13 protein-coding genes are annotated in these 17,457 nt (G+C 65.4%); all 13 read right to left on the bottom strand.

Translation table 11 applies throughout. The annotated features are described in order from the left end of the window. Window positions 1-63: 63 nt before the first annotated feature. The 13 genes from Y900_RS29075 to eccB all read right to left on the bottom strand — a co-directional run bounded on the left by Y900_RS29075 (window position 64) and on the right by eccB (window position 17,451). On the bottom strand, window positions 64-1,863 hold the full coding sequence (locus tag Y900_RS29075; protein WP_051660595.1) for an AAA family ATPase: 1,800 nt from the start codon (window positions 1,861-1,863) through the stop codon (window positions 64-66). Next, complete coding sequence (gene eccE / locus Y900_RS29070; protein ID WP_036349310.1) at window positions 1,860-3,557, bottom strand: type VII secretion protein EccE; 1,698 nt, start codon at window positions 3,555-3,557, stop codon at window positions 1,860-1,862. The genes Y900_RS29075 and eccE overlap by 4 nt, the downstream gene beginning before the upstream one ends. Continuing rightward, a complete protein-coding gene (mycP, locus tag Y900_RS29065) occupies window positions 3,554-4,990 on the bottom strand; it encodes a type VII secretion-associated serine protease mycosin (RefSeq protein ID WP_036349308.1) in 1,437 nt (478 codons plus the stop codon). Before mycP ends, eccE begins: the two co-directional genes overlap by 4 nt. Then, window positions 4,987-6,492, bottom strand: coding sequence for a type VII secretion integral membrane protein EccD (eccD, locus tag Y900_RS29060; protein WP_237752817.1), 1,506 nt, complete (start codon window positions 6,490-6,492; stop codon window positions 4,987-4,989). The genes mycP and eccD overlap by 4 nt, the downstream gene beginning before the upstream one ends. Before the next feature lie 5 nt (window positions 6,493-6,497). Then, entirely contained in the window at window positions 6,498-8,174 is a 1,677-nt protein-coding gene (locus Y900_RS33345; RefSeq protein ID WP_237752807.1) for a MinD/ParA family ATP-binding protein, read from the bottom strand. Window positions 8,175-8,289: 115 nt separating this feature from the next. Continuing rightward, the gene (locus Y900_RS29050; RefSeq protein ID WP_036349306.1) at window positions 8,290-9,183 is read right to left on the bottom strand and encodes an ESX secretion-associated protein EspG; all 894 of its coding nucleotides are present in this window, start codon (window positions 9,181-9,183) and stop codon (window positions 8,290-8,292) included. 141 nt (window positions 9,184-9,324) lie between these two features. After that, window positions 9,325-9,612, bottom strand: coding sequence for a WXG100 family type VII secretion target (locus Y900_RS29045; RefSeq protein WP_036349304.1), 288 nt, complete (start codon window positions 9,610-9,612; stop codon window positions 9,325-9,327). A 46-nt stretch (window positions 9,613-9,658) separates the two neighbouring features. Further along, window positions 9,659-9,970 (bottom strand): WXG100 family type VII secretion target, encoded by a 312-nt coding sequence (locus Y900_RS29040; RefSeq protein WP_051660593.1) that lies wholly within the window; start codon window positions 9,968-9,970, stop codon window positions 9,659-9,661. 262 nt (window positions 9,971-10,232) lie between these two features. Beyond that, the gene (locus Y900_RS29035; protein WP_051660592.1) at window positions 10,233-11,270 is read right to left on the bottom strand and encodes a PPE family protein; all 1,038 of its coding nucleotides are present in this window, start codon (window positions 11,268-11,270) and stop codon (window positions 10,233-10,235) included. A gap of 39 nt (window positions 11,271-11,309) precedes the next feature. Further along, window positions 11,310-11,618 carry a PE domain-containing protein gene (locus tag Y900_RS29030; RefSeq protein ID WP_051660591.1) on the bottom strand — a complete coding sequence of 103 codons (309 nt, stop codon included), beginning with the start codon at window positions 11,616-11,618 and terminating at the stop codon, window positions 11,310-11,312. Window positions 11,619-11,815: 197 nt separating this feature from the next. After that, window positions 11,816-14,770 carry a type VII secretion protein EccCb gene (gene eccCb, locus Y900_RS29025; RefSeq protein WP_036349301.1) on the bottom strand — a complete coding sequence of 985 codons (2,955 nt, stop codon included), beginning with the start codon at window positions 14,768-14,770 and terminating at the stop codon, window positions 11,816-11,818. Further along, entirely contained in the window at window positions 14,771-15,937 is a 1,167-nt protein-coding gene (locus Y900_RS29020; RefSeq protein WP_036349298.1) for a hypothetical protein, read from the bottom strand. Further along, a complete protein-coding gene (gene eccB / locus Y900_RS29015) occupies window positions 15,934-17,451 on the bottom strand; it encodes a type VII secretion protein EccB (RefSeq protein ID WP_036349295.1) in 1,518 nt (505 codons plus the stop codon). The genes Y900_RS29020 and eccB overlap by 4 nt, the downstream gene beginning before the upstream one ends. Window positions 17,452-17,457: the final 6 nt, after the last annotated feature.

Raw genomic sequence — 17,457 nt, 5'->3', positions numbered from 1 at the left:
CGCAGCCCCTGCCGCCGCACGAAAACCACGCAGCAAAAATCGATTGCGTGCGCCGACAGGCGGTTACGGCGCGGCGCGAGTGCGGAAGGCGGGCGGGGTGGCCTGCTGCAGCCCGTTCCACAGATCCTCCCGAGTGATCAAAAGCAGGTCGTTTTCGGCGATGGAATCGCCGAGTGTGGTGTCGCTGAGGTCGAGTTCATCGAGCCCCACTGTGTCTAGGACGCGGACGTCGCGCACGATCTGCGCTTTCTCCAGGATGTTGCGCACAAATCGCCCGTTGTTGAGGTCGTCGATCGCGCGGACGGTGTCGCCGTCGGCGTTGACTTTTGTCTCGTTGTAGAACCGTGTAAATGGTTCCAGGAGGACGTCTTCCAGGGCGCCGGGCTCTACGATGTTGCTGCCCCGGGCCAGGATGGCGCGCGCGATGGCGATCAGTTTGTCCGGGGGGTAGGAGCTGAATTGGATGGTGGTGGCGAAGCGGCCTTGTAAGCCGGCGTTGGAGTCGATGACCTTCTGACATCCACGTGGATAGCCTGCGGCGATGAACACCGCCTTATCGCGGTTGTTTTCCATCCACGGGACGATCGCCGCGACGATGGCTTGGCCGATGGGGTCGCCGCCCGCGTAGCCGCCGTGCAGGAGCTCGCCGAACTCATCGAAGAAGACGGTCTTTCCGATTGCGCTGGCGAGGAATTCACGCGTCTGGGTTTCGACCGAGCCAACGAACTGACCCGCCAAGGCTTCCTTGCTGGTTTCCAGCACGTCCCGGTCGGGCAGAATGCCCAGTCCGCAAAAGGTTTTCGCGATCACCCGGGCGACTTCGGTCTTGCCGACCCCGGGAGGGCCCATCATCAGCAGATGGTTGGTGACTGCGGTGCTGGTGTGTCCCTTGCGCTCTCGCAGGATCCGAGCGACGGTCGTTGCCTTGAGTTGGCGGACCTGCTGCTTGACTTCGTCGAGGCCGATCATCGCTTTGAGGGTTGCTTCGGCGTCGGCGAGGTCTTTGCGGGCCTCGGAGGCGTGTTGGTCGTCCTGGCGTTGCTCTGGGGTGCGCCCGGTCGTCGGGTCCCACGGGTCGACGCGGGTGTCGATGGTGGCGTGGTCGACCACTTTGATTCCGAACGTCGGATCCGCCAACGCTTTCCGGGTCAGCTCGAAGTCGGGCCACCGCATGGCGACATCTCCGAGTGTCTGGCGCGCGGTGTCGTCGTCTCCTTGGGCTCGAGCGATGAGGGCTCGCTGGAATGTGGCGTCGCGGGTAATCAGGTCGGGGCCATACGTGTTGTCGCAGGCAACCTCCAGCGCGGCGCCGGCACGCTCCCACATACCCAGGTGCGCGGCGGCCTTCGCTTCGAGCAGGGCGGCGCCCCTGCTGAGAAGGGCATCGGTGAACCAGGCCTCCCGACCGGCGACGGCGGCCAGGACATCGGGCCACCGCTCGGTCATCTGCATCAAGACGCCACGGGTGTATTGGACCTTGGGGTCGGTTCCTAGCCCAGCCAGACGCGTGTTGGCCTCGGCGTAGTTACGGTCGGCGAGCAGGATGCCGATGTAGGCCAGCTGCGCGGTGGTGGCGTCCTCGATTCGCCAGCGCAAATATTCGATGTCGAAGGTGACGTCCAGGTCGATCACGCGAAGCTCAGAACCGCAGGTACGCAAGTCCATGCCAAGGCGCTCGCGGGCATCGGCCAGTCGAGCGATCGTCGCTGGTGAGCGGTCACCGGCAGCCATGCGTCCCAGCCAGGCATCGGCCATGCCCGGGTCGTCGTCGGTCGCCAGCTTCAAAACCTCTAGTGCACGGCGCGGGTTGGTTTTCAGGGTCTTCATGCCCGCCCGCAGGGCTTCGGTACTGCGCTGACTCATCGGCGTCGACTCCTGGACGGTTGCAGAAGGTGGGTCAGGGTGTGCGCCTCGTTGCGCGGGCGGATGATTGCCAGGGTCATGGGTCGCGGCCGTGCCGGGGTCTCCACGGTGATGTGGTTGGGTCCGACTTGGCGGATGCGGATGTCGGCGTCCTCAGGGAGCGCTTCGTCAGGGCGCATGACTGACAGCAACGCGTGTCCGCGTTCCCCGCTCTCACGCAACACCTGCTGAGGTTGCGGACCGTCGGCCACGATGACTGTCGCAGCCTTGGACCGTTCCTGATTGCGGGCCATACTGATGCGAATGTCGTCGCAGATCGGCAGCCACCGGTTGGGGCGCACGGTGTGAATTTCCGCGGTTGCCCCGGCCGAGGTCGCGCGCAGCACCAAGGCTTGGACGACATCGAGATCCGCGGCGATGGCCACGCGCACGAATTTGAGTGGGTCGGTCCAATTGAGCAGCAGCGGTACGCCTGACAACTCGGCCATCCCGTGCAAGAACCCGGTCGGTCCTACCTGCACCGGAAGCGGTGCGCTCTGCAGGGGGCGCATCGACAGCGGCACGCTCAACGAGCGATCACCCAGCGGCAGGGTTGCTGCGAGGGACTCAAAGGCCTCACCGGGCACGGTCTGCAGGGTCGACAGCGGTGGGTGGGTCAGGTGTGCCGGAGTGTGCACCCGCACTAGCGCCCCGACCATCAGTTCACCGGTCTCAACGTGTCGTGTCATGCGGACCAGCACAACGGCTTTGGTGGCCCGGATGGTCCACACATCGTTGAGGACACGAGTGCTCAGATCAACGCCTGACATCCGGTAAGGGGTCACGTAGTCGTCACCGACGCGCAGGTCGGTCCACCGTTCCTGGTAGTCGGCGAGGTCATGGCCGACCAGCAGAGTGGCCGTGGCAGCACGGAGCTGCTCGGGGCTACAGGTGACCGCGCGGCACCCGGCGCGGGCAGCGGCTTGGCGGATCCGTTCGGTGGCCGCTTCGATGGCTTCTCCGACGCTGCGCCGGTAGAGCATGGCGTCCAGGCACGCGGTCGGCCGCAGCCGTAGTACCAGCCAGGTGCGACGCTCACCGACCGCCGCCCGATCGGCGACGGTTTCCTCGTAGCGGTGCGTGAATCGGCCGTCTTGAGCGGTGCGGGTACCGATGCTCAGGATGTCGATCGAATGCAGTTCCAGGCCGCCGAATTGTTGCAGTAGTGCGCCGCATACAGCCAGCGGCACCGTGTCGATCGACTCGGCGCCTTCGGAGACCAGCACCGTGGGTGCGTACTGGCGTCCGTGCAGCGCGATCATGGTGATCGCGTACTCGCCGTCCCACAGCAGCCCACCGGGGCCCACGCCGGGCAATTCAGCCTCGAACGGCACGGGCAGTGCCGCGCGCGCCTGCTGGACCGACGTGCGGCGGCGAGCTCGCCGCACGTTGCGCGCACGGGTGAGCCAGGTCCAGCCGGTCGCCCCGCGATACATCAGACCCACTGCCGCAAACACCAGTACCGCGATTGGTATCAGCGCCCACCACGGCATCCGGGCGGCGAAGGGCGCCACCGCTATCGCCGCCGCGACTTCGGCGATGATCGCTCGGCGCAGAGGCAGGTGAAATTGCCAGCGGGGCAGCCGCTCCCCCGGCGTGCGTTGTGGCTCGTGATCGGCGTAGGCCGCCGGGTCGGTGAGCTCAACTAGTGTCATACCTGCCGCCTCCGAGAGACTTTGGCGATGAAGAACAGGGCCACCAGGATTCCGATCGCGCCGCCGGCGCCCGCGAGGGCGACGATCATGGGCCGATGGTCCGGGGGCGGGGGTGGTGGCGGCGGGTGCAGAGGCCGGGTGAGGTGTTCGGCCGGGAGAGCCGGACCGAGGGGCACGTCGTCGTTGAGTGCGGCCACCGGGTCGATGGCCCCGTATCCCATGCGGTTGTCGACCACCGCGCCCCCGGCGATGTCCTGTGGTGACGCGGCCGGCGAGTGGGCAGTCGCCTCGATGCGCTGGATGACTTGCGCCGCAGTGAGATTGGGGTATTTGGCGCGGACTAGCGCTGCCAGGCCGGTCACGTAGGGCGCGGCGAATGAGGTGCCGTTGATCGGTCGTAGCACGCCGGCGTTTGCGTCGAAGGTGGCGTTGATGACCCCGCCTTTGTCATCGAGTCCTTCGATGAACACTCCCGGGGCTGCAACACCGATCCATGGCCCGGACAGACTGATCTCTCGGTGGTTGGTGTCCACGGCAGGCTGGCCGCTGCCGTCGGTGGCGCTGACCGAGAGCACATACTGGGAGAACCATGCCGGGGTGGAGATGGTGACGACACCGTTCCAGTTGCGGGGGTCTTTGGCGCTGGTGGCGTCGATGTCGGGGTTCTGGGCGCAGCCCGCCCCGCCGAGGTTGCCGCCCGCGGCGACGATGACGATGTCTTTGTCCACCGCGGCGTAACGCACTGCCGCCCCCAGGGTGGTCTGATCGACCGGCTTGAGGACCGGGATACAGCTGACGATGGAAATGTTCATCACCCTGGCGCCGGTATTGGCAGCCAGCACAATGGCTTTGGCCAAGGAGGCGACCGTTCCGGCGCGCCGGTCGGCCTCCACGTCAGCCGAGCTCGGGTTGGCCGGCACCCACGCTTCTGAGGATTGACGGATGGAGATAATGTCGGCGTCAGGAACGACGCCGACCAAGCCGTCGGTCTGCGAGGGCTGCGCACCCAGGATGCTCGCTACTACCGTGCCGTGAGAGTCGCAGTCCTGCAGCCCATTTGCCGCTTCGTCCACGTAGTCGCCGCCGCCGTGAATGTGTGCCAGCCGTGGTGACACATTGACTCCGGTGTCGACCATGGCGATGGTCTGGCCCGCTCCGCGCCCAGCGGATTGCCACAGGGCGGGCAGGTCCATGAATGCTTGTGCTGCGGTCGGGGCACCGAGATCAGTGTCGGGCATCAGACCTGAGGGAATGCACTGATGCTCCTGGCGCAGCGGTTCACCCGGGCCCAGCGGAAGCGGGTTAGGGACCGCGCCCGGGTCGATCACCGGCGGTGAGATCGCTCCGGCGACGCCCGTGCTGAGCGGAGCCATCATCACCAACATGCTCACCGCGGCAGCGCACACCCCGCGCTGGGTCCACACGCTGGTCATGACAACGCCGTCCTGGCCAGGAAGTAAATGTTGAGCAGCCACAAGCTCAGCGGGAACACCAAGAATTGCAAGAGGTATTCCAGCCACTCCACCAACTTGCGGAACGGCGCGGAGAACGGGCGCTGCGGGACGACGGCCGCGATGACCAGCGCCGCCAGGCCCAGGGCAATGATGAGCGCGCCGATGATCAGGCTGATGGTCGGATTATGGCTCGACAGCGCATATCTCAAGCCCAGGGCGGCCGTCATCGCCAGCGCCGTTGCTACGACGGTGACCGCTGCCGCCCGGTCTTCCAGGGCGCGCCCGCCGAGGACGAGGATCGCGGCGACGCCCAACACGAAGGCGGTACCCAGAATCCAGCGTCCCTGTCCGGGTGTCACGATCCCGGCAGCACCGGCGATGAAGAACGGTGCCACCGCGGCAACGATGGCTTGCAGGTAGCCGTTGGCGGCTTCGGCGGCGCGTTTGAGTTCCTCGACGCTGGGTGTGCCTTCGGTTTCGGCGGCCACCAGCGCTTCGGCGGCGATTCCTTCGGCGTCGTCGAAGACCAGCTTGCCGGTGACGGTCGGGAAGCTGGGCATGGGCACGCGGGCGAGTAGGCCCGACAGCGACTCGACTTTTTTGAGCACGACCAGCGCCACCACCATGGTGCCGATCCATAGATAGTGCATCTGTATTCCCACGGCGTGCAGGACACCCAGCAGGGCGGCACCCAGGCAGACCAAGGTCAGCCAAGCCAACACTCGCGGCGGGGCTGGGGACAGCGCCCACAGTGCGACCGCAGCCACCATGGTCAGCGCCGCGGCGAGCACGACGTGCCAGGAGTTCGCTGGTCCCGGGACGGCGGTGTAGCCCGCGACGGCGGTGGCCGCCAACGCTCCCGCCCACAGGCCGTAGGCCATCGCGGCGATGTGCTGACGCCACCATGCGGCGGCGCCACCAAAAAACAGGATCACCGCCAGCCCCCCGGCCGTCGCCGGGGCAACCACCGGCCAGTAGGCGCCGGCAGCGTGGTTGAGCTGCCACACGCGCAGCAGTAGTCCGCAGACAATCACCGCCGCGGCCGCGGCGGTCACCGCGGCGACGTTCAGCGCTGTTTGCGGCGTGACTGATTTGAAGCGCTGGGCGTTGAAATGAGCGATGGCCGAAGAGGCGTTTTCGATCACCTCGGTGAACGACACCTCGGCGTCGTCAGCCTCCAAGATGAGCAGACTGCCGTCGGTGATGCCCTGTTCACGCAGCGACTGACCCCGGGTCAGGGCAGCACCGCCCACGCGTTTGAGGGTCACCGTGCCGGGGACGATCAGATCGTTGTCATCGGGACCCCGAACCTCGCCATCGGTGGTGACCACTTGGGCCAGAACCTCGTTGACGACGGTGGCCACCGCCTCGGTGGCTGGCAGTACGAGATCGGTCTGTCGATCCCCAAACAGCACCGCTACCCGGACTTGCTCGCGGATCCGGGCCTGGGCGGCCGGCGCGACGCCGGTGCGCTCTGACATCGTGGTCACGGGCGGGGGCTCCACCCTTGACTGTTGTTAGCCGCCGGCCACGCCCCGGGGTAACCACCGCCCTGTGGAGGGCGGGGTTGCCCCTCGGGTACTCCGGTGATGCGCTGCTGGCGGGCACCAGGGTCGCGGTCGGTGGCGCGGGCGAAACCGTCGGCCAGCGACGCGGCGGCCTCGATGTAGCGCAGGGCGGTTTCGGGCTGGAGCCGGTCAAACTCGATCGGTACGGCGTCGCTCAGGTGTGGGTCGAAGTCGACCGTGTGCACCGAGCGAACCGTGCGTTCGAAGTCGGCATGAAGCTGCTTGACCTGGGCGCTGGCGTTGACCTTATTGATGTTGCTGACGATCACCACCGCTTCGCGCACCAGGTGCGGGTAGCCGCTTTCCAGCAGCCAGTTCAACGTGTCGGCCGCGCCCTGGGCGCCGTCAAGGCGCGTGGTGGACGGCACGACGATCGCGTCGACCCGAATGTGCTCGAGCAGAGCATGGGTGAGGTCGTCGTCGAGCTGGTTGCCGCAGTCCACGATGGCGATGGGGTACTGCACCTGCAGTTTGGACCACGCGGTGATCAGGTCAGCCCCGGTCATGGGCGTGCGGCCCTTGTCGCTGCCCAAGACTTCCAGCCCGGAATGGTTGTCTTTGCCGAGATATTCACGAAAGTCGCTGTAATCACGCAAGTTACGGTCACTGTTGAGTCCGCGCCACGACATGGTAGATGGTTCGTCGATGCGGCGGGCGAGGTTGCCGTTGGCTGGGTTGGCATCGATGGCGACGATCTTCTCGTCGCGATACTTCGACAACGCCGCGCCGAGCAGCACGGTGGTGCTGGTCTTGTTGACCCCTCCCTTGGACTGCATCACGGCGATGACGTATTTGCCCCGCAAGTTGACCTTGAGTCGTCGGCGCAGGTCGTTCCAATGGGCTTCCTTGGCCGACAACCCCAGGTTGATGCGGGTCATCTTGTAAACGCCGTGGCGCCAACCAGTTTCGGGCACTGGCTTGTAGGGTGCGGCCACCTGGCCCTCGTGGATTTGGGCTCGCATGGCGCCGACCGAGGCGAACGGATCGTTCTCCACCCGGGCGACGTGGCGACCGTCGTCCCCTGCCGGAGGCCGGTACCCGGGCGGCGGGGGCGCGGCCTGGCGCGGAATCCCGGCTTGCGGACCACCGAACAAGCCTTCTTGAGGTGGTGGCCCGTACGGTGCCGCCGGCGGGGGCGGGGCGCTGAAGTTGCGTTGGGGCGGCGGGGGTGCGTTGTGGCGTCCCCCCTCAGGGTCTTGGGTGGCTCGATCCCATACCCGCGGAGCCGGCGCACCGTAGTACGCCGTCGTGGTCTCTTCTGGGGCCGCGGGCTCGGCGCTGCGTGGCGAATCGGCGTTGCGCAACGCCTCCATCTCGCGGCGCATCTGGTCGCGATCAACGATCTGCGTATGACCCTCAGAGTCAAGGGGCGCAACAGTTTCCGTCGCCGGCGGGGGCGGCGTGTAGGAGGGCGGTTCCAGCGATGGCGAGGTGCTGGTTGCTGGCGGGGGTGGCCCGCCCAGTGGATCAAGCGGCGAGGAGGTGGCCGGTGCATCCTCGTCGGCAGCCTCGCTGTGCCATGGGGGCGGCGTCGGGCTCGACCCCTCGCCCACATATTGACTGTAGAAGTCGTTCTCGTTGCTGGACTCGGTCATTTGTTCTCCCAAACGTCGTGTCGGGGCCTAGCCCCGACGCCCCCAAAAAGGTCCTTCTCCGAAAATAACACAACTAAGGCAATCAACGCAGTACGTGAACACATGAATTGTGTTTTTATTTGAATCGGGAGTGTCCTTCCCAGGTAGTGCCCACGGTGGCCACTAGTCCTCGTAGGGCACTGCCGCCCGCGTCGGGGGTGCCCGGGACGATCTGCGTCCACCATGTGCGGTCCTCACCGAGGATCGGACCTGTCACGATGCGCCCCTCGACGGTGTCGGTGACCGCAGCCGAGGCCAACGCCACGTGCTCTCCTCGGGCGTCGTGAATGGTCAACGCGAAGCTGACTTCCATCAGCGGCTGGTCGGCCGCCAAGGTCAAGATACGGCGTTGATCGGCGTTGAGGCTTAGCGCGGCCAGCGCCGTGGCCGGGGTGTGGTCGCCGGCCACGATCTTGGCGAAACTGTCGACGAGGTCGGCGGTGCGCACCGTCACCGGCGTCAGCGGCGCCGGTTCGACCGGGCCTCGTCCTCGATCGCACAGCGCCATGATCCGCTCGAACAGGGCGCGCAACGATGGCGGGGCGGCTACCTCTTCGATGGTGATGTCTTCGGCGACGTCTGGGCCGCTGCGCGAGATTGCTGCGTGGGACTTGCCGCGGCGGGCGATCACCATCCGCATGAACTCGACTCCGGGACGCTTGACGTCAACAGTGAGCGCAATGTCAGGAGAGGCCAGCGTTTCGAGCCAGCGCGCGACCGTTGGGTGCACGGTGTCGCCGTCGTCGACAATGGCGCCGGCCTCCCGCAGGATGTCGATGCCAGGGTGGCCGCTAGGTCGGCCGCCAGCCGACACATAGGGCCGCAAGAGCATCGCGGCGGGTAGCTGTTCGATGCCGCATAGCGCCTGGAGCAGCCACACGCCCTCCCGGGTGGTGTCGATCGCGCTGATCGTTTGGGGGCCCGGCGCGGGCGGTGGAGGGCGCTTGATGAACGACGGTGGTCGGGTCACGGTGGGCCAGCCTCTGCTTGAGTGTTGTTGTCGAGAGCTCGTTCTCGCCACTGCGGCCCGGCAGCAGGCTGGTTCACGCTATGGCGTGTCCAGCCCTTCGCCGGGCCGCAGGGGTTGGCTAAGGGTTCTAGCCGGCGCAGCTCAGTACTGGGCCGCCGAAGTACCGTCGGCGTCGGTCATACCGTCGTTGCAGTGCGTCAGCACGATGCCAGCCCGAGCGATGGTCTCCTTGCTCTGGGCGTACTGCTGGTTGAGCGTGGCGATGACGTGCTGGAAGGCATCCGAGCCGCGGCCACCGAAGTTGTCGGCGTTGGCGTTCACCGTCTGCAGCGAATGCTGATGGTTCTGCTCGGTCTGCGTGGCAGCCTGCGCGATCTGTTCTGCCGCTTCCGCGATCTGTGGGGTCGCGTAGTGAATGACTCCTGACATTGCAAAGTCCTTTCGAGTGATTTCTGGCTGGGTTGGGGTGGGTGGCTTAGACGATCAAGCTGCTGATGCCGTTGATCATCGAGGTGTTCGACTCGTCCGCGTTGGACAGGATGGACGCGTTGTTGTTCATCTTGTGCGAGTGATCAGCGAAAGCCGTGGCGAACTGCTGGCCCTGGTGCTGCAGCTGCTCGCCGACGTTCTGCATCGCCGTTCCGGCCCCACCCTTCATGGCCGGGGCGAGCGCCTCCATCGTGGCGCCGAGGGTTTTCATGATGGCGGCCTGCTGGTCGGAGATCTCCTGCAGGCTCCCGGCATCCCGACCGATGGCCTCGAGGTCGCCGTGAATGGGTTGTGACATGGAAAGGGTCCTTTCAGACAATGGATGTTTCGAATTTTGGTGAGCCCACGGTCGGCGGGTGTGCCGCAGCGGGCGTAACGGTCAGGGTCACGTGGTTCGGTCGACGCCCCCCTCCCCCGGTCGGAAGACCGCCCCCCACCACCGGTGATCACCGGCACCGCCGACGGCGCCCGGTAGAGCGTCGCTAGCGAGGTCAGTGGCGTGCTCTTGCGCTTGCCTTCCTCTTTGTTCTGCTCGCCGGCGGCATGAGCCATCGGACCCATCATGGCTCCGCTGCTGCCCATGCCGGCGCCGCTGACTTGAGCGCCGGAGGCCAAACGAGCTTCGTTGACACGCGATAAAGCGGACTCCGGTGTGGAGGACGCCGCATTGATCGCCGGGGTAGAGCCGAAACTGGCCGGCCCGCGAAGCGCCCCCAAGCCACCGATACCGCCCCCGCCCCGCCGCCGCCTGCACCGACGAGGTTCGCTGCCACCGGCCCCCCGGCCGCGGGGGTGGCCGTCAGCCAGTCCGCAGAGGTGGCCGCCGACAACGCATCGGCCGGGTTTCCGCCCATGCCACCTGCTTGCAGCAGCTGCATCAGTGGTTGCATGCCCTGCTGCGGCAGCTGGGCCAAGTTACCGAACGGACCACCCTGCCCCAGCTGACCGGCCATGCTGCTGACCTGGCCAAGAGGCCCCATGAACGCATTCATGGCCTGCTCGCCACCACCACTGAGCAGGTCAGTGGACTTCTCCTGCGGTGCAGGCATCGACGGTGTGGCGCCCGCACCAGCCGTTGCTGGCGGTGGCGGTGGTAACGGAGGAAGGGCCTGGATCGGCATCGATGCCGAGGCGTAGGCGTATTTGTTCGACGCCGAGGTGACCCACATCCGGCTGTAGTTAGCGCGGTTGGCCGTGATCAATGGTGTCAAAAAGCCCATGAAGTTATTGGCCTGCAGGACGCCGTGCTCGACTTGGTTCTCCCCAATTTCCCCCGGTGTGGGGGTAGCAGCCTTGAGGGACTCGAAGGCCAAGGCCACCTGGTGAATCACGGCGGCCTGCGCTTCGATCTGACCGGCTGCAGCGGCCTGCCAGAGCATCAACGGCACCTTGGCCAGCACTGCCAGTTCCCCCGTCGGGTCCGGCCAGGACATCGCCAGGGCGGCGTTGATCGCTTCTTGACCGCCCAGGTTTGCGATCAGCCCGGCGGCCACGCTGACCAGATTTTCGGCGGCGGCCACGAAGCTGGACGCGCCGGGCCCGAACCAGAAGCCCGCGCTGTTCTCCTCTGGTGGGAGTGCGCCCCATTCACCCGGCATCGTGTGGCCTTAATCCCCCGTGATCCGTCAGGAACCGACTCAGATGATCTGGCCGATGGCGGCGTAGTTCACCGCATCTGCCAGGTTGACAATGGCCGCCGACGTGCCCATCGCCACGCCGTGGGCGGCATGGAAGGCTGCCCCGGCTTCAATGACCGCCGAGGCCTGGGTGGCCAGCTCAGCGATCTTGGCGGCGTTGGCGGCACTGATTTCTTCCAGCCCCGGAGGCACCACGGCCGCCGATGCTGCCGCTTGGCCGCCGTGCGCTGCGGCTTCACCGGACAACGCGGCCGCTGTGCCCGAGGCTCCGGTGACTGCCTCGGGCTCGATCAGGATGAATGGGTTCATGTCAACTCCTCACTAGCGATGGACGTGCACTGCTTTGCCGACAGTCTATACACGACGAAGCAGATAACGGAACACGTAAACGGTCTCTTGTTCACGAATCATGCAGCGCCGGGCGGTTAGGGACGGGTGCCCCCGTTTGCTACCTACACAATATGCCGATACCGGAGGGGCCGCTGACACCAATTTTCGGGCCACGATCAGTCCAGCGCAGGAGGGAGGGCGACTTGGACGAGCTGGCCGCCGGACTTGCGGAGGTAGAGCTCACCACGGCCGGGTATCCGGGCGGCGGGCCGGACCTGGTCGATGATGACCTCTTTTTTGTCACCGTCGAGCACCAGCACTGAGGTACCGCCGCGCTGCATCGCCTGGATCAGCTTGTTCGAACCGCCGCGGGCATACCAGCCTTCACTGGTCACCGAGGCGATGACGTGCAGATCCAGGCGTGCGGCTGCCTCGACCGCTGGCAGCAACGGCTGCAACACTGTGGTCGACGGTCCATTGGGGCTCAGCATCGTGAGATCGTCGATGAGGATGAACCACTTGGGGCGCACGGGCTTCCAGTCTCGAAGCTGACGAGGGTCTAGGTTCGCCGGGGGGCGCCGCCGCTCCAGCAAAGCCGCGATTTGCGTGGCCGCCTCACCGATCCTGCTGTGGTCGGTCTCCCATACGGTGCGGTACTCGTCGGCCAACGCGTCGCCGATCGAGAAGTCGGGATCGAACATCATCACCTGGACTTCGTCCGGTCGGTACCTCTCCATGATGGCGGCGCACACCGTGCGTAGGAACACGGTGCGGCCGGCCTTAGTGGTGCCGGTGCAGAACGCGTGCGGATACAACGCGAGATCCAGCCAGGCCGTGGACATGTCGCGCTCGCCGATGCCGATCGGCAACGCGTGCCGTGGCGCTGTGTCGGGCAGTGGATCCAGGTCGGTGAAAGCCACTTCGCCAGGCAGTTGCTGCAACTTCGGTGCAGGTCCGAAGCCTCGCTGGGCCCACTTTTCCGCCACCACGGTAGCCGTTGCCTCGGTGGCCGCCACCTCTCCGCCGACGTGGGCGACCTGGGCAACGAAGGGTACGGCCACTAGCATGTGCTTGCCGGGTTTGACTACCCCTCGCCCCTTTTGATCCTCGGGGACGTTCTTAGCTGTGGGTCGGTCCATCAACGATTCGTTGTGGTTAGCCATGCGCAGCTCCAGCTTGGAACTTAACTTCGGTTCGGCCTTCATGCCCAGCCAGCTGTCGTTGCTGACGATGACGTGCACGCCGAAGTTCAGGGCGCCATCGGAGAGTGCGTTGATCCGGTCATGGATCAGCGGCAGCTCGTTCCTGATCGCGGTGATGTTGTCGACAACCAGGAACACGTCACCGTGGCCGTCCTCGGGCACGGGACGTCGGAGTGGGCCGAATTTGTTGGCCCGGAAGCGTGACAGATCCAGACCGGTCGGCTGGCCGTCGGAGGAGTCCGGGTCGACCCACCGCGTCCAGTCGCGCTTGCGGTTGCGCAGGATGCGCTCGACTTCGGCGACCACCCGCTGGATCTTTTCTTCATCGCCAGCGCCCGCGATACCGCACACATGCGGCAGCCCGGCCACACTTTGCAGTTTGAGGCCACCGAAGTCGATGCCGTAGAACTGCACCCGTTGCGGGGAGTTGGTCATCGCCAACGACATGATCAGGGTGCGCAATGCGGTTGTCTTACCGGCCTGCGGTGCGCCGGCCACACCACCGTTGCTGTCGATGAGAGAGAGCGCCACTACGTCTTGGGAGTGCTCGAACGGATCATCTTCTCGTCCGTAGACGGCAACAAGGCCGGAGTCCTCGCTGAACTCGTCCCAGGGACGATCCCAGTACTCCCCCAAGATGACGTCGAGTGTCAGCGTGGTGGTGTCGTCGAGCGCGGGACGCCACATGCGATGGCCGCGCGGCAGTGTCCTGGCGGCCTCGCGCAGCCGGTCGACCATCAGTTCGGCCACGGTGGGGGCGTCCTCGTCCGGAGAAGTGTCGAGCGCATCCTCGTCGAGGTCGATGTTGCTGTCGCCGGCCACGATGTCGGGCAACGGCGCCACGGTGGTGCTGAACTTGGTGACCGGAAGGTAGTGCCCCTCACTGCGGTCACGTTCTGTGGCGTTCATCTTCGGTGCGATGAACTGTCCGCTGGCATAGAAGCTGCGGTAACGAGTGTGCTCGCCGTCGACAACGAGGAACGCTGACCCCTGCGGGGCGGTTTTCAGTTCCTCCCACGCTCGAGTGGAGCCAATCGCGGCACGGGACTCGCCGGCGTCTTTGACTTTCAGGCCGATCGCGAACGTCTGTTGGGCGATCATGCCGGCCATCTTGCCGACCTCCATGCGCTGGCTGGCGTTGAGGATGTGAATCCACAGCGACCGACCCAGACGGGCCACCTCGTCCATCACCTTGGCCATTTCCGGCACCAGGTCCAGCATTTGGGAGAATTCGTCGAGAACCAGCAGCAAGGCCGGAAGCGGTTCCAGATCAGTGCGGCCCGAGGCCCGGGCCTTCTCGTAGAGCCGCACGCTGGCGAACCCGGTGCGGTTGAGCAGCTCTTGGCGGCGCTTCAACTCACCGCGGAGCACCAACTTAAACCGGTCGAGCTTGTGCTGCGATTTCTGCAGGTTCGAGATGATGCCGTCGCAGTGCGGGAGATCCTCCAGGGGGCCGAACGCAGACTCTCCTTTGAAGTCTCCCAACAGAATACGAAGTTGCTCCGGGGAGTGCGTCGCGCACAAGGCGAGCACCGTAGAGATCAGGTGTTCGGACTTACCTGAGCCGGTCTGTCCAACCATCGAGCCGTGAGGTCCGAAACCATCCTCGGCTCCTTCCTTGATGTCCAGGTGCACGAGGCGGCCGTCGAGGGCCTTGCCGATGGGTACCCGCAACCGGTTGGCCGGTGAGAGGGTGTTCCAGTTCAACCGAGGGTCCCAGATGCGCAGATCGTAGATGCCGAGCGCGTCGGTGAAATCTTGTCCGGCCCGGGCCTCCTCAGCCGTCTTGGCCAGCAGTGATTCGGCCTCGTCGGTGGGAGTGAATGCCGCCAGCGCGCGTGCCAGCGCCTCGGCCTCATAGATCGGCATGATGTCGGGCTCGGCGGCGAACCGCAGCCCTGTGGGCATCGACCGGGTGACTGCAACCATTTAGTAAACCTCCTGACCAGCGGCCTTGAGTAGATTGATGGTGCCGTTGTCGTCGGCGGCCATGAAGAACGCGGTGGTGCCGTTGGCGAGCACACTCTGGTCGTTGTTGGTCGCCTCCAAGACCGAAATTCCCAGTCGCCCTTGCACACCCAGTATTGGCGAGCAGTCCGCCTCAGGCAGATCAACTACCACGACCAAGAAGCTGTCAGGCATCGGACTGCCTTCCTGCCGCGGTTGGAAAGGACCACGATGGGTCAACGACTCGCCGAAGCGCTCCATGAAGGACGACACGTCGGGGAAAATCAGCCGGACCGCTCCGCAGGCGTCGACCAACTCATCATCGCCGTTGTGCGGCAACCACTTCGCCCAGTCCCATGACGCCTCATCATCGGAGATGATCGCGATTTTGACGTCATCAGGGCCGTGGAACACGCACACCTGACAGATCAACGACCGCAACAGTCCTTGGACCGTCGAGCGCATCGACGGCTCACTGAAGAACGCCCACCCCATCTGGTCGAACAAGTGAAGGGGCCGAGGTACGTCGTGGACGACGTTCTGGGCGATGAGCAGATCCCGCACCGCGACGGTGGTCACCGTCTCTCGAAATTCTGGTGGCGGAACCTTCGTCGGCGGTTGGAGTTTCGTTTTGAGTCGAGTCACGCCTAACCCCAGCCGGGCATGCCCGAAATTGCGTTCACTGGGGGTGCGTTCCCACATGCGACCAGTGCCGATCAGCGTCGCCAACGAGCCGTTAGTCGGATCGGGATGGTGGTAGCAAATCTCGCGTGCCTGTGCACGACCGGCGGCGTGGATCTTGGCTCGCTGCTCGTCGAGGGTACGCAAATGGTCGGCGCGGTCCTGGTTGATGGCGCTGCCGTGCGCCTTCTTTCCCGTGCCGCCCATGCGGTTTCGCAGAATGCCCAGCATGGAGATCAGCATCACCGGGAACAGAAAGAAGGAACCGCCCGAGAGCTGACGTGCACCGGAGAGATACAGCATCACCATTAGCGCGACCGCAGCGGCGACGAAGATCAACACCCACACCCACATCGGTGGCTTGCTGGGTGCCGGCCTGCTGATCTCGCACGGGTCAGGAAGCTCGACCGCGGACTCTGGAACTTCTGGTTTGCCGACTTGTTGGCGGATGAATCCGATACGACTCACTGGCCCGGTCCCTTCGTTGGTGCCTGCAAGGCGGCGACATTCGGATCCGGCATCAAGCTGTCGTGTTGGGCCATCGCGGCAGGTTTAGACAGAGCAGGGCCTGCCGGAAGCCACTTGATCACCGACCACGGCGCCGGAGTGGGTGTGTCGGCATTGAAGCCCAGGGCTTGTCGGCTCTGGTCGTTACCGCCACCTCCCATCGTCGGCACCCCAAAGCGCACGCCATTGTTTCCGATGAACCACAAGCTCTCGCCTCGCACGGAATCCGGCTGCACGCCGGTCACCTGAACGAAGTTGGCCGAGTCCGGGCTGACATAGACCTCGTCGGCGGTGTTGACACCGGCGCTGATGAACGGCACCACGCGCCGCTCGTCGCCCACGGGGATCGGCAGTCGCCGCCCCGAGATCGTGCTGACTTGCGCCTGCGGTTCGCCGTTGGTTTTGCGCCACATCACACATGTCACGGGCTCGGCAGCCTTGTCCAACAACTGCACCAGGTCTTTTGGGTAGACCGAGATATCAAAACCGACCGCTTGGGGCATCCCCGTCAGAGCTGCCGACTTGGCCTGGATGACCTGGCCCCCCGGGACCACCGCGGCGTTGATGATCATGGTGGCCACCGTCTGGGGGACGCGCTGCACACCGGCCGGGAGCGCGACGAAGAACTGCGGATCACCGGTGACATCAGAGACGCGCATCACGCTGCCCGACACCAGGGGCAGCGTGGGGGTGCTGTAGCTGACCGGGCCGCCCGGGGTTGGGATAGTGGGCACTCGAACCGGCGCGGTCGGCGTCAGTGCCTCGTACAACGCCCGCGACATCGCCGCCGGATGCAGGTCACCGACCGGCAACCCCAACGCCAGCGTGACCGGTTTGTCGGCCAAATCGATTTCGGAGCGGTGCCCATCAGTCACCAGAAACGTTGCGCCACCGTAGGTCATCAGCGCCACCCGAGGAGAATCGATTGGGTGCGCCCAATCGCCGAGATCGGCCAACCCGTCGATCACCGTCACCTTCGGCACCACTTGCGACCCTTGGGAACCCAGCCGGTCGCACAATGCCCACCCGGTGTCCCCCGGAGTCCGTACCGTCAGATCGTCCGGCGCGCCTTGGATACCGAGAATCGGCCCGACCGGCGCCTTGAGGATTTCACTCATCGGCACCAGCGTCGGGTCGTTGGGCTGGCCGGTGATCAGCCGCGCAGATGCCTTATTCAGCACCGGGTGCATCACTCCCCCCACCTCGACGTACAAGCCGCCGCCGCCGCGCGCCTCGACGAACTGCGACTTGCCGATCTGCCCGATCGGCTTGATGAACGCCACGATCGCGCACACACCCACGATGGCCACCGACGCCACAAATCCCACCAGCAGCGACGCCGCGGAGTTCTTCGATGGATCGTGTACCAGACGCACGTTGCGCCGGCCGATCCCCACTGAAATGCGATGCCGTAGAAAGCGCCACGCTGAAACCTGCTCCAGCGAGGCGTAATTCAATCCGCCACGTCGTGCCATTTCTCC

This window comes from Mycolicibacterium aromaticivorans JS19b1 = JCM 16368 (assembly GCF_000559085.1).
In the GTDB taxonomy this organism is placed as follows: Bacteria; Actinomycetota; Actinomycetes; order Mycobacteriales; family Mycobacteriaceae; genus Mycobacterium; species Mycobacterium aromaticivorans.
The sequence above is the reverse complement of the archived record's forward strand: the minus strand, read 5'-3'. Positions and strand labels throughout refer to the sequence as shown.

What these genes read in the sequence shown, in the direction of transcription:
- Y900_RS29075 (WP_051660595.1), bottom strand. Translation starts at nt 1,863, where the DNA reads ATGAGTCAGCGCAGTACCGAAGCCCTGCGGGCGGGCATGAAGACCCTG.
- eccE (WP_036349310.1), bottom strand. Translation starts at nt 3,557, where the DNA reads ATGACACTAGTTGAGCTCACCGACCCGGCGGCCTACGCCGATCACGAG.
- mycP (WP_036349308.1), bottom strand. Translation starts at nt 4,990, where the DNA reads ATGACCAGCGTGTGGACCCAGCGCGGGGTGTGCGCTGCCGCGGTGAGC.
- eccD (WP_237752817.1), bottom strand. Translation starts at nt 6,492, where the DNA reads ATGTCAGAGCGCACCGGCGTCGCGCCGGCCGCCCAGGCCCGGATCCGC.
- Y900_RS33345 (WP_237752807.1), bottom strand. Translation starts at nt 8,174, where the DNA reads ATGACCGAGTCCAGCAACGAGAACGACTTCTACAGTCAATATGTGGGC.
- Y900_RS29045 (WP_036349304.1), bottom strand. Translation starts at nt 9,612, where the DNA reads ATGTCAGGAGTCATTCACTACGCGACCCCACAGATCGCGGAAGCGGCA.
- Y900_RS29040 (WP_051660593.1), bottom strand. Translation starts at nt 9,970, where the DNA reads ATGTCACAACCCATTCACGGCGACCTCGAGGCCATCGGTCGGGATGCC.
- Y900_RS29035 (WP_051660592.1), bottom strand. Translation starts at nt 11,270, where the DNA reads ATGCCGGGTGAATGGGGCGCACTCCCACCAGAGGAGAACAGCGCGGGC.
- Y900_RS29030 (WP_051660591.1), bottom strand. Translation starts at nt 11,618, where the DNA reads ATGAACCCATTCATCCTGATCGAGCCCGAGGCAGTCACCGGAGCCTCG.
- eccCb (WP_036349301.1), bottom strand. Translation starts at nt 14,770, where the DNA reads ATGGTTGCAGTCACCCGGTCGATGCCCACAGGGCTGCGGTTCGCCGCC.
- eccB (WP_036349295.1), bottom strand. Translation starts at nt 17,451, where the DNA reads ATGGCACGACGTGGCGGATTGAATTACGCCTCGCTGGAGCAGGTTTCA.